This is a genomic window from Geobacter metallireducens GS-15 (assembly GCF_000012925.1).
Lineage (GTDB): Bacteria > Desulfobacterota > Desulfuromonadia > Geobacterales > Geobacteraceae > Geobacter > Geobacter metallireducens.
This window is the reverse complement of sequence record NC_007517.1, coordinates 1,512,257-1,524,200: the sequence shown is the minus strand read 5'-3', so window position 1 is coordinate 1,524,200 and position 11,944 is coordinate 1,512,257. Positions and strand designations below refer to the sequence as shown.

The window sequence follows — 11,944 nt, the reverse complement described above, 5'->3', positions numbered from 1 at the left end:
TTAGATAGCATCAATAATTGCGTTCAGGGTCGGGCTAGGACGCATTGCCTTTTCCACCATCTTCTTGTCGGCGTGGTAATAGCCGCCCATATCAACGGGCTTGCCCTGGGCGCCAATCAGCTCCTCGTTGATCTTGGCTTCGTTTTCCTGAAGCTTCTTTGCAACGGGAGCAAATTTCGCCTGGAGCTCGGCATCCTTTGACTGGGCCGCCAGTGCTTCTGCCCAGTACATGGCAAGATAGTAATGGCTGCCACGGTTGTCGATCTGGCCGACCTTACGGGCCGGCGACTTGTTATTGTCGAGGAACTTGGCGATGGCCTGATCGAGGGTCTCGGCCAGAACAAGCGCCTTATCATTCTTAAAGGTAGTGCCAAGATGCTCCAGAGAAGCGGCAAATGCAGAGAACTCACCGAGTGAATCCCAGCGCAGGTAACCCTCCTTCACAAATTGCTGGACATGCTTGGGAGCAGATCCACCCGCACCTGTCTCGAACAGTCCGCCACCGGCGAGAAGCGGAACAATAGAGAGCATCTTGGCGCTGGTGCCGACTTCGAGAATCGGGAAGAGGTCGGTGAGGTAGTCACGAAGCACGTTACCGGTTACGGAGATAGTATCCAGACCCTTGCGGATTCTTTCCAACGAGTAGTTCATTGCTGCGACCGGGTCAAGAATCTTGATTTCCAGTCCCGCAGTATCGTGGTCCTTCAAGTACTTCTCTACTTTTGCGATAACATTCGCATCATGGGCCCTGTTCTTATCCAGCCAGAACACGGCGTGCGCGCCCGTTGCCCGTGCTCTTCTTACAGCAAGCTTCACCCAATCCTGGATCGGGATATCTTTTGCTCTGGACATTCTCCAGATATCGCCGGCTTCAACAGCCTGCTCCATCAGCACCTTGCCGTCCTCGGCAACTACACGGACAGTACCGTTTGCAGGAATTTCGAACGTCGTGGGGTGCGACCCATACTCTTCAGCCTTTTGGGCCATGAGACCAACGTTGGGGACAGAGCCCATGGTTGCAGGATCAAGGGCACCGTTCTTCTGGCAATCCTGGATAATCGCCTTGTAGATGGTCGCATAGCAGCGATCGGGAATCATCGCCTTGGTGTCCTGCAGCTTGCCTTCCGCATTCCACATCTTGCCCGACTCGCGCACGACAACCGGCATGGAGGCATCAACGATGATGTCGTTAGGCACATGCAGGTTGGTGATCCCTTTGTCGGAGTCCACCATTGCAATAGCAGGACGCTTGACATACTCAGCCTGGATGTCTGCCTCAATCTCTGCCCTCTTGGCTTCGGACAGGGACTGTATCTTGTTGTAGAGGTCGCCAAGTCCCATGTTGGGATTGACGCCCAGTTCTTTAAAAGTAGCAGCATGCTTTTCGAAAACGTCGGAATAGAAAACGGAAACGGCATGCCCGAACATGATCGGGTCAGAGACCTTCATCATGGTTGCCTTGAGGTGCAAAGAGAGGAGTTGGCCGTTCTTCTTCGCATCCTCAATCTGCTCTGCATAAAACTTCCTCAACGCCTTCACGTTCATGAAGGTGCCGTCGAGAATTTCGCCTTTTTCGGCAACAAGCTTGTCTTTCAGAACGGTAGTTTTGCCATCTGCACCCACCAACTCAATCCTGAAACCACCGCCATTCTCCATGACAATGGATTTTTCATTGCCATAAAAGTCACCGGTGGTCATGTGGGCAACTTCAGCCTTGGAATCCGAGGTCCATGCACCCAGTTTATGGGGATGCTTCTTGGAGAAGTTTTTGACGGAAACCGGTGCGCGACGGTCCGAGTTCCCTTCACGAAGAACTGGGTTAACGGCGCTTCCGAGCACTTTAGCATAGCGCTCCTTTATCTCTTTCTCAGCGTCATTCTTCGGGTCTTCAGGGTAATCCGGTACATTGTACCCTTGGGACTGCAACTCTTTGATCGCCTCTTTGAGCTGCGGAACGGAAGCACTGATGTTTGGGAGCTTAATGATATTTGCTTCGGGGTTATGGGTAAGATCCCCCAACTGAGTCAGATAATCAGGAACCTTTTGAGCTTCAGTCAGGTTTTCCGGGAAAGTGGCAAGAATCCGGCCAGCAAGAGAAATGTCCCGTGTCTCAACCTCAACACCTGTCCCCGCAGTAAACTTCTGGATGATCGGCAGCAAGGAATATGTTGCCAATGCGGGTGCTTCGTCAATGTCTGTCCAAATAATCTTGTGTGTCGCCATGTTCCCTCCTTTATTTTTTACGGCAATCCGCCAGAGGCTTGTAAAATGGCCAGAAGATACGTCATCAACTATAGGCAATTGGTGTGAATCAGCTTACATGAAACCGAATTAACCTTTTACCATAAAGTGTGTATACAGTATGCAAAATTATATGTACTGTCAAGGAAAAACTATTTTCCGTTTACGACAAAAATACCTTGAAGTTACACGCAAAAAAGCCGGGTTTAACCCGGCTTCCGTTCATATTCACGACTATTGCAGACGACGTTCTTGGGCAATGCGGTGAGCTTCCGCAATATCATCCCGCCCCGCATTTCTCGGTATCCGGAGCACCTGCCCCGGCCAGATTCTCTTCGGGTCGCGTATCTGATCCCTGTTCGCACGATAAATGAGCGGCCACAGTAAGGCATCGCCATATACCTCGGATTGAGCTGCAATCTGGGGCAGCGTCTCCCCTCGCTTTACCGTGTGAACAGAGGGGAGATGACGAACCTCCCGCTCCTTCTCCTTGACAGCTACAGGTTTATCGACTTTCTTTCGAGTCTCTCGCGCCTCCCTTTCACGCTCTTCAATCATGCGGCGCTTTTGCTCCTCAAGGATCCTCTGCCGCTCGGCTGCACGGCGATCCTCTTCAGCCTTGAGCCTTTGTGCTTCATGACGTACATTCTCGGCAGCGAGTTGTTGTTCTGCCAACTCTGACTTCCTAAGGGCAAGGAGATAGAACTGCTCGGCATCCGAAACCCGGTTGCGCTCAAGGAGCCGATCTCCGGCTTCAAGTGCATCGGTAATACTCGTAAATTCTTCTGCCCTAGCGCGTTCTCCCCCCTGCATCCTCACAGAAGAGAATTTTGTCAGGGCCTCGGTACGGTAACGTGGCAGCCCCTGAGCACAACCAGCAAGGCAAAGAGCCAGCACCGAAACCATTGCCAGGTTTCTCGTCTTCATTCACTTTTCCGCTCTCATTGCTTGACGGTCACCTTGAGAGCAAGTTCCCTGAGTTGTTTTGCATCAACAGGGGAAGGAGCTTCTGACATGAGACAAGCTCCCTTCTGAGTTTTGGGGAAGGCAATGACGTCACGGATCGAATCGCTGCCCGTAAGAAGCATGATGAGGCGATCCATGCCGAAGGCAATACCGCCATGGGGAGGGGTACCGCATTCGAGAGCATCCAGCAGGAAGCCGAACTTTGCGCGCGTCTCATCATCAGAAAGTCCAAGCATGCTGAACATGAGGGATTGGACATGTTGCTGGTGAATCCTGATACTTCCCCCGCCGATTTCGTTGCCATTGAGGACCAGATCATATGCTTTCGCGCGGCAGCTTCCCGGATCCGATTCGACTTTCTCCAGATCCTCATCCATGGGCGCGGTGAAAGGATGATGGACCGCGGCCCACCGCTTTTCATCCTCATCCCACTCAAGGAGAGGGAAATCGGTGATCCAGACGAATCTGAACGTATTCTTGTCCGCAAGCCCAAGAATTCCGGCAAGATGATTGCGGAGCTTACCGAGAGAATCGTTGACCACCTTCGGCTTGTCCGCCACAAAGAGAAGAAGATCACCATCTTCGGCGCCGAACGCCTGGTTCATTGTAGCGATTTCTTCGGCAGAGAAAAACTTGGCAATGGGGGAATGCCATTGGCCCTCTTCAATCTTGACGTAGGCAAGCCCTTTAGCACCGTAAATCTTGGCGAACTCGGTGAGATCGTCGATCTCCTTGCGGGAAAACCGTGCGCAGCCTTTAGCGTTCAGTCCCTTGATGATTCCACCGGAGGCTGCGACATCGGCAAAGACCTTGAAACCTGCTCCCTTGACGATATCTGTCAGCTCAACAAGCTCCAGGCCAAAGCGTACGTCGGGGTTATCGACGCCGAAGCGGCGAATGGCCTCAGCATAGGTCATGCGTGGCATGGGGAGGGGAACATCCACCCCCTTGGCAACCGTGAAAATCTTCGCAATGAGCCCCTCCATGACCGAAATGATGTCCTCGCGATCGATAAACGACATCTCGCAGTCGATCTGGGTGAACTCAGGCTGACGGTCAGCTCGCAGATCCTCGTCACGGAAGCAGCGAACAATCTGGAAGTAGCGGTCAAAACCGGAGATCATCAGAATCTGTTTGAATATCTGGGGAGATTGGGGAAGCGCATAGAAGTTCCCTTGATTTATCCGCGACGGGACGAGAAAGTCACGGGCACCTTCCGGAGTTGATTTGGTGAGGAAAGGAGTTTCGATCTCAAGGAATCCGTTTTCTGAGAGATATTGACGGGTTATCTGGGCAACCATCGAGCGGAGAATGAGGTTCTGCTGGAGCACCGGGCGCCGAAGGTCCAGATAACGGTACTTGAGACGGATGTTCTCAGCGACGTCGACATAGTCGTCAAGGGTAAAAGGTAGAGCCTTTGAGCGATTGAGAATCTTGCACTCCGTAACGAGAACTTCGACCTCGCCGGTCTTCATGGCGGAGTTGACAGTCCCTTCAGGACGAGGAATCACCTCCCCTTTTACGGCGACGACGTATTCATTCCGGATCGCTTCGGCCTTATGATGGGCATCGGTGTTTTTCGCTGGGTCAAAGACGATCTGGGCGAGTCCCTCCCGGTCACGGAGATCGGCGAAAATAAGGCCCCCATGATCACGGCGGCGCAGAATCCATCCCATGAGGATAACCTCGCGCCCCACATCGGCCTTCGTCAGATTGCCGCAATAATGACTTCTCTTCCATTCACCCAGAATATCTTCCATCGGAAAAACCTCCTCGTAGGTCGCTAAAATCGGGTAAGCATACTGAATATGAAAGAACTCTTCAAGAAAAACATAACTGTAAGGGAGCGGGAAGTTGATGCATTGGTGACGTATCACCAAAGGTCACCAGATTGAACGCAAAAAGGGGCTGGCCTTTCGGCCAACCCCTTAATGTTTTGGTGGAGCTGATCAGGATCGAACTGACGACCTCTTGAATGCCATTCAAGCGCTCTCCCAGCTGAGCTACAGCCCCGTTCAAAAGAGATTTGGTTTATACCAAAATGGCATCAAGAGTGTCAATACATTTTTCCTAAAAAAATTAGCGGGGGATTTACCCTTGACGCTCTCCAGCACATGTGGTTTAATCCGGCCACTTTTGCCGGAGTGGTGAAACTGGTAGACGCAGCGGACTCAAAATCCGCCGGGAGCAATCCCGTGTCGGTTCGATTCCGACCTCCGGCACCATTCAAAATCAGAGGGTCTTCAGCATCATTGCTGAAGACCCTTTTTCAGTTCTGAGGTGAAAAAGCCAGCCTCTGGCGAAGGACCTCGAAGAGAATTACCCCCCCAGCAACCGATGCGTTGAGGGAACTTACGCCTCCCCTGAGCGGAATGGCAACGAGGAAATCACACTTCTTCCGCACCAGGGGCCTCACCCCCTCCCCTTCACTGCCAATCACAATAACTACATTTCCAGACAGATCCTGATCATAGAGGGACGAGGCGGCACTGTCGGCAGCGCCGTAAATCCAGAAGCCAGCCTCCTTCAACTCGTCGAGGGCTTGGGCCAGATTGGTGACCTGGGCAACGGGTATGGTTTCAGCGGCACCTGCGGCGCTCTTCTCCACCGTGGCCGTCACCCTGGCGGCCCTATCCTTGGGGATGATGACCCCGTGTGCACCAGCACAGGCGGCGCTCCGGATGAGGGCACCCAGGTTGTGGGGGTCCTGCACACCGTCGAGGGCGAGGATAAGTCCCCTCTCCCCGGATTCGCGCCAGGCGTCGATAATATCGCTCAACCCGGTATAGGGAAACCCCTCTAGCTTGAGTGCCACCCCCTGATGGTGATCGGTGCCACAGAGACGACTGATATCGCGCTTGTCACGGTTGCGGACCGGGACTCCCTTCTCTGTGGCAAGCTTCAGGAGCTTCTCCATGCGGCGATCGCTGGCATCGCGGGAGACGAAAAGCTCAAAGGCCCTCCGCTTGCCGCGCAGGGCCTCCATGGCACTGTTGATCCCGTAAAGTATCTCTTCTTTCACTCGTAGCCTTTCATCCGGCTCAGCCGGCAACAATCTCGCCGAGAATCAGCTCGGCGGCAGCGGCCGGGTCCGGCGCATCACCAATGGGGCGGCCGATGACGAGATAATCACTCCCCGCCTTCACCGCCTCCGCCGGCGTCATGACCCGCTTCTGATCATTGAGGGCCGCGAAGGACGGGCGAACGCCAGGAGTGACAATGAGGAAGTCGCTCCCGCATGCTTCGCGGATGAGGGGAATCTCCCGGGGCGAAGCCACGACGCCATCGATGCCGGCTTTCCTGGCAAGGGTCGCGAGCCGCACCACCATGTCGGGGACGGTGTGTTCAATCCCCAAATCCTTGAGGGTCTCCTCGGTGGAAGAGGTGAGAATAGTGACCGCCAGGACCTTTGCCCTATCCCCTCCCTTGAATTCCTTGTCGAGGGCCTCCACTGTTTTCGCCATCATCTCATAGCCACCCAGGGCATGGAGATTGAAAAGTTTAACTCCCATGCGGGCCGCCTCCACCGAGGCCATGGCAACGGTATTGGGGATGTCGTGGAACTTGAGGTCGAGAAAGACCTCGCCGCCGAACTTCTGGATCATTCGCACCGCGGCTGGGCCGCAGGCGGTGAAGAGTTGCTTGCCGATTTTATACATCCCGACCTTGTCGGACAGCGTTTCGGCCCAGTACTGCACATGGGCGAATTCACCGGTATCAAGGGCAAAAATGACCTTTTCGCGGGCCTGGTCTCTCGTCATTGTGCGTATCGTCTCCTTGAATGGATATTACTGATTGAGAGCTGCAACGACGAGCCCCTTGACCGTCTCCACTGCCTCGGCCAGGGGGAGGAGAGAAACCTCACCGCCCTTGCGGGATTTGAGTTCAACCTTACCTTCCGCCAGGTTCTTGCTCCCCACGACTATCCTGAGCGGGATGCCGATAAGGTCGGCGTCCTTGAACTTGGAACCGGGGCGCTCGTCGCGGTCGTCAAAGAGAACCTCGACGCCGACAGCAGTGAGGGCACGATAGAGTTCATCGCACGCGGCCACGACCTCCGCATCCTTCGTGCTGACGGCCGAGATGATGCAGTGGAACGGCGCGATGGGGATCGGGAAGATGATGCCGTCGGCGTCGTGGTTCTGCTCGATGCAGGCGGCCACGGTCCGACTGATGCCGATGCCGTAGCATCCCATGAAGATGACCTGCTCCTTGCCGTCGGCGTCCAGAAAGGTCGCCCGGAGGGACTCGGAGTACTTGGTTCCCAGCTTGAAGACGTGCCCGACCTCGATGCCGCGCCACATCTCCAGGTGCCCGGCCTCGCAGCGGGGACAGGGGTCGCCGTGGACCACGTTGCGGATGTCGGCAATGAGCGCAGGGGTAAAATCCCTACCGATGTTCACGTTCTTGAAATGGAGATCACGGGCATTGCCGCCGGTGACAAAGTTTTTCATTCCCTGGATCGTCAAGTCGGCGACGATCTTGATCTTCAACCCCACGGGGCCGGCAAAGCCGACGGGAGCGCCGGTGACCCGCTCCACGATCTCCTCACTGGCCATCTCCAACTCTTCGCAGCCGAGAAGGTGCTTGAGCTTGATCTCGTTCAGGTCGTGGTCGCCACGCACCAACGCTGCCACCGGCTCTCCGTCAGCAACGCAGAGGAGGGTCTTCACCAGAGACGAGGCGGGAATGCCGAGGAAGGTGGTCACCTCTTCGACGCTCCGCTTCTGGGGGGTCTCCACTTTTTCCAGTTCCCGGGGCTCGGCATGCTCGGACGGGAAGAGCCGGGCCTCGGCCTTCTCCACGTTGGCGGCATACTCGCAGGCGGTGCAGGAGACGATGGCATCCTCACCCGAATCGGCAAGCACCATGAACTCGTGGGACGAGGAGCCGCCGATGGAGCCGGTATCCGCCTCCACTGCCCGGAACTTGAGGCCGCAGCGCTGGAAGATGCGGCGGTAGGCCTGATACATCTTGTCATAGGAGGTATCAGCCGCCTCGGAGCTCACGTCAAAGGAATAGGCATCCTTCATAATGAACTCGCGGCCCCGCATGAGACCGAACCGGGGACGGATCTCGTCCCGGAACTTGGATTGTACCTGATAGAGATTCAAGGGCAGCTGCCGGTAGCTCTTCACCTCGCGGCGCACGAGGTCGGTAATGACCTCCTCGTGGGTCGGTCCAAGGCAAAATTCGGCGTCCTTGCGATCCTTGAAGCGGAGAAGTTCTTTGCCGTACTGCTCCCACCGCTTCGACTCCTGCCAGAGCTCAGCCGGCTGGACGCTCGGCATGAGAAGCTCGATGGCACCGGCCCGGTTCATCTCCTCGCGGACAATCTGTTCGACCTTGCGGATGGAGCGGAGCCCCAGGGGAAGATAGTTGTAGATGCCGGCGGCGAGCTTGCGGATCATGCCAGCACGGAGCATGAGCTTGTGGGAAACGACCTCGGCGTCGGAAGGAGTCTCCTTGACCGTGGGGATGAAATACTGGGAATAGCGCATTAAACGAACCTCTATGAGTGTGTTTTTTCCTTGGCCATTTGCTCCACCTCGGCGATCAAGGCATCGGCCATCTCGGCTTCGGGGACCTTGCGGACGATCTCGCCATGCCGGAAAAGGAGTCCTTCACCCTTCCCTCCGGCGATCCCCACATCGGCCTCCCGCGCCTCGCCCGGACCGTTCACCACACACCCCATGACAGCCACGGTCAGAGGAGTATCGATGGCGGCGAGGCGGTTCTCCACCTCCTGGGCGACGCCGATCAGATTGATCTGGCAACGGCCGCAGGTGGGACAGGAGACGAAATTGATTCCCCGCTGCCGCAACCCCAGGGCCTTGAGAATCTCGAAGCCGACCCGCACTTCGTCCACGGGATCGCCGGTGAGCGATACGCGCATGGTGTCGCCGATGCCGTCGGCCAGGAGGATGCCGAGCCCCACGGAGGACTTGATGGTGCCGGAGAAGATGGTGCCGGCTTCGGTGATGCCGATGTGGAGAGGGTAATCGACCTTCTGAGCCAGGAGCCGGTAGGCTTCCACGGTCTTCATGACGTCGGAGGCCTTGAGGGAGATCTTGATCTGGTCGTAGCCGATATCCTCGAGGATGCGGACATGGCCCAGGGCCGACTCAACCATGGCCTCGGCGGTGGGATGGCCGTACTTTTCGAGGAGCTCCTTCTCCAGGGAACCGGCATTGACACCGATCCGGATCGGGACGAGGCGCTCCCGGGCCGCCTTCACCACCTCTTCCACCTTCCACCGCTCGCCGATATTGCCGGGGTTGAGGCGCAGGCCGTCAATCCCCCCTTCGAGCACCCGCAGGGCAAGGCGATAATCGAAGTGGATGTCGGCGATGACCGGGATCGGGCTCTGCCGCTTGATCTCACCCAGCGCTTCGGCCGCCGCCATGTCGGGCACGGCGCAGCGGACGATCTCACAACCCGCCGATGAAAGGGAGAGAACCTGGGAAAGGGTGGCTGCCACGTCGCGGGTATCGGTGTTGCACATGGACTGCACCGAACAGGGGGCTCCCCCGCCGATGGCGACATTTCCTACGTGAATCTGCCTGGTTTCGCGTATCATAGCGGAGCATAGTAGCCGGAACGGCCGCGGAAAGTCAAGAACGGTTTGGCTTCATAACATGGGGCTACAGGATAAAAAAAAGGCGGGATCGCTCCCGCCTTTCGTGATGATGCAGTACCGCCTATGGGCCTAGATGTCGTAGTAGAGGGCGAACTCAAGGGGAACCGGACGCATCCGGACCGGGTTGACTTCGGCCTCCATCTTGTACTCGATCCACTTCTCGATGACGTCGGGGGTGAAGACGTCACCCTTGAGAAGAAACTCGTGGTCGTCCCTGAGGGCGTTGAGGGCGTCTTCAAGGGTCCCGGGAGCGGACGGAATGTCCTTGAGCTCTTCGGGGGAAAGTCCGTAGATATCCTTATCGAGAGGCTGCCCCGGATCAATCTTGTTCTCGATGCCGTCGAGGCCGGCCATGAGCATGGCGGCGAAGGCGAGGTAGCCGTTGCAGGAGGGGTCAGGGGTCCGGTATTCGATCCGCTTGGCCTTCGGGTTGGTGGAGAGCATCGGGATCCGGATGGATGCCGAGCGGTTACGGCTGGAGTATGCCATGTTAACCGGGGCCTCGAAGCCCGGCACCAGACGCTTGTAGGAGTTGGTGGTCGGGTTGGTGATGGCACAGAGGGCCTTGGCGTGCTTGATGATGCCGCCGATGTACCAGAGGGCCATCTGGGAGAGCCCGCCGTACTTGTCGCCGGCGAAGAGGTTCTGGCCGTTCTTCCAGATGGACTGGTGGCAGTGCATGCCGGAACCGTTGTCGCCGTACAGGGGCTTCGGCATGAAGGTTACGGTCTTGCTGTTTCTGTAGGCAACGTTCTTGATGACATACTTGAACCACTGGAGCTGGTCAGCCATGTCCACCAGGGAAGAGAAACGCATGTCGATCTCGGCCTGGCCGCCAGTGGCAACCTCGTGGTGCTGGCACTCGACCCGGATGCCGACCTTCTGGAGCTCCATCACCATCTCGTTGCGGAGATCGTTCTGGGAGTCGGTGGGGGAGAGGGGGAAGTACCCTTCCTTGTGGCGCGGCTTGTAGCCCAGGTTCGGGAACTCTTCACGGCCGGAGTTCCAGGCACCTTCCACGGAATCGACCATGTAGAAGGACTGATTGGAGCTGGAATCGTAACGGACCTCGTCGAAGATGAAGAACTCGGCTTCCGGACCGAAGAAGGCGATTTCGCCGATGCCGGTGGACTTGAGGTAGGCCTCGGCCTTGCGGGCGATGTTCCGGGGATCGCGGGTGTAGTCTTCCTTGGTGATCGGATCGAAGACATTGCAGATCAGCGACAGGGTCGGCACCGCCACGAAGGGGTCCATCTTGGCCGTGTCGGGATCGGGGAGAAGGATCATGTCGGAGGCGTGGATCGGCTGCCAGCCACGGATGGAAGAGCCGTCAAACCCCTGCCCCTCTTCGAAGGTATCTTCGCTGAACTCCGTGATGGGTACGGAAATGTGCTGCCATGTCCCCACGAAATCCATGAACTTGAAATCAACCATCAGCGCGCCGTTTTCCTTGGCGAAGCTTACTACTTCTTGCGGTGTCATCAAAACGTCTCCTTTCAATGGTAAAACTACCTGGCGTATAGTAGTGATTCTACAGGGCGTCCTCGCCCCGCTCACCGGTGCGGATGCGGATCACTTCCTCCACCGGTGTCACGAATATCTTGCCATCACCGATGCGGCCGGTCTTGGCGGCCTGCTCGATGGTCTCGACAACCTTTCCGACAATATCGTCGCCGACAATGATCTCCATCTTGATCTTGGGGATAAAATCAACCACATACTCGGCGCCCCGGTAGAGCTCCGTATGCCCCTTCTGCCTGCCGAACCCCTTCACCTCGGCGACCGTAATCCCCTGGATGCCGATCTCGTTCAGGGCTTCCTTGACCTCGTCCAGCTTGAACGGCTTTATGATCGCTTCGACTTTTTTCAAGACACAGCACCCCCTCTTGGAAATGGTTAAAAACTGGCTGATTATAGGTGCGTCAGGGTTCAAAAGCAAGATTCCAGGAAACCTTGTCAGTCGATACTATTCATGGGCAAAGCAAATACTTTGCCCAAAACGGCAGACTTTATTTTCACTAACGATTACAATACTTTTCACAACAAAAGCGCACTCTAATGCGAGGAGCGGAAACGTATCAGCTCAAAAATAAGGCA

The 11,944-nt window shown here is 56.3% G+C and carries 9 protein-coding genes and 2 tRNA genes; 1 reads left to right on the top strand and 10 read right to left on the bottom strand.

From position 1 onward, the window contains the following. From GMET_RS06845 to GMET_RS06830, 4 genes are all read right to left on the bottom strand, one after another. Positions 1 to 2,223 (bottom strand): NADP-dependent isocitrate dehydrogenase, encoded by a 2,223-nt coding sequence (locus tag GMET_RS06845; protein WP_004513149.1) that lies wholly within the window; start codon positions 2,221 to 2,223, stop codon positions 1 to 3. 252 nt (positions 2,224 to 2,475) lie between these two features. Continuing rightward, positions 2,476 to 3,168 carry a LysM peptidoglycan-binding domain-containing protein gene (locus GMET_RS06840; protein ID WP_011365819.1) on the bottom strand — a complete coding sequence of 231 codons (693 nt, stop codon included), beginning with the start codon at positions 3,166 to 3,168 and terminating at the stop codon, positions 2,476 to 2,478. A gap of 14 nt (positions 3,169 to 3,182) precedes the next feature. Beyond that, entirely contained in the window at positions 3,183 to 4,967 is a 1,785-nt protein-coding gene (gene aspS, locus GMET_RS06835) for an aspartate--tRNA ligase (RefSeq protein WP_004513151.1), read from the bottom strand. Positions 4,968 to 5,144: 177 nt separating this feature from the next. Further along, positions 5,145 to 5,220, bottom strand: a tRNA-Ala gene (locus tag GMET_RS06830). 125 nt (positions 5,221 to 5,345) lie between these two features. Between GMET_RS06830 and GMET_RS06825 the strand changes: the two genes are divergently transcribed. Continuing rightward, positions 5,346 to 5,432, top strand: a tRNA-Leu gene (locus GMET_RS06825). 44 nt (positions 5,433 to 5,476) lie between these two features. Here GMET_RS06825 and rlmB read toward each other — a convergent pair. From rlmB to GMET_RS06795, 6 genes are all read right to left on the bottom strand, one after another. After that, the gene (rlmB, locus tag GMET_RS06820; protein ID WP_011365818.1) at positions 5,477 to 6,229 is read right to left on the bottom strand and encodes a 23S rRNA (guanosine(2251)-2'-O)-methyltransferase RlmB; all 753 of its coding nucleotides are present in this window, start codon (positions 6,227 to 6,229) and stop codon (positions 5,477 to 5,479) included. A gap of 19 nt (positions 6,230 to 6,248) precedes the next feature. Next, positions 6,249 to 6,968, bottom strand: a complete 720-nt coding sequence (gene pyrF, locus GMET_RS06815; protein WP_004513153.1) for an orotidine-5'-phosphate decarboxylase — start codon at positions 6,966 to 6,968, stop codon at positions 6,249 to 6,251. A 27-nt stretch (positions 6,969 to 6,995) separates the two neighbouring features. Next, complete coding sequence (locus GMET_RS06810) at positions 6,996 to 8,708, bottom strand: proline--tRNA ligase (RefSeq protein WP_011365817.1); 1,713 nt, start codon at positions 8,706 to 8,708, stop codon at positions 6,996 to 6,998. Between the two features lie 11 nt (positions 8,709 to 8,719). Next, positions 8,720 to 9,787 carry a flavodoxin-dependent (E)-4-hydroxy-3-methylbut-2-enyl-diphosphate synthase gene (gene ispG, locus GMET_RS06805; protein ID WP_004513155.1) on the bottom strand — a complete coding sequence of 356 codons (1,068 nt, stop codon included), beginning with the start codon at positions 9,785 to 9,787 and terminating at the stop codon, positions 8,720 to 8,722. Between the two features lie 129 nt (positions 9,788 to 9,916). Next, entirely contained in the window at positions 9,917 to 11,329 is a 1,413-nt protein-coding gene (glnA, locus tag GMET_RS06800; protein ID WP_004513156.1) for a type I glutamate--ammonia ligase, read from the bottom strand. A gap of 49 nt (positions 11,330 to 11,378) precedes the next feature. Beyond that, entirely contained in the window at positions 11,379 to 11,717 is a 339-nt protein-coding gene (locus GMET_RS06795) for a P-II family nitrogen regulator (RefSeq protein WP_004513157.1), read from the bottom strand. Positions 11,718 to 11,944 lie beyond the last annotated feature (227 nt).

Excerpts from the sequence above, each read along its gene's own strand:
- GMET_RS06845 (WP_004513149.1), bottom strand. The coding sequence starts at position 2,223 with ATGGCGACACACAAGATTATTTGGACAGACATTGACGAAGCACCCGCA.
- GMET_RS06840 (WP_011365819.1), bottom strand. The coding sequence starts at position 3,168 with ATGAAGACGAGAAACCTGGCAATGGTTTCGGTGCTGGCTCTTTGCCTT.
- glnA (WP_004513156.1), bottom strand. The coding sequence starts at position 11,329 with ATGACACCGCAAGAAGTAGTAAGCTTCGCCAAGGAAAACGGCGCGCTG.
- pyrF (WP_004513153.1), bottom strand. The coding sequence starts at position 6,968 with ATGACGAGAGACCAGGCCCGCGAAAAGGTCATTTTTGCCCTTGATACC.
- GMET_RS06810 (WP_011365817.1), bottom strand. The coding sequence starts at position 8,708 with ATGCGCTATTCCCAGTATTTCATCCCCACGGTCAAGGAGACTCCTTCC.
- aspS (WP_004513151.1), bottom strand. The coding sequence starts at position 4,967 with ATGGAAGATATTCTGGGTGAATGGAAGAGAAGTCATTATTGCGGCAAT.
- ispG (WP_004513155.1), bottom strand. The coding sequence starts at position 9,787 with ATGATACGCGAAACCAGGCAGATTCACGTAGGAAATGTCGCCATCGGC.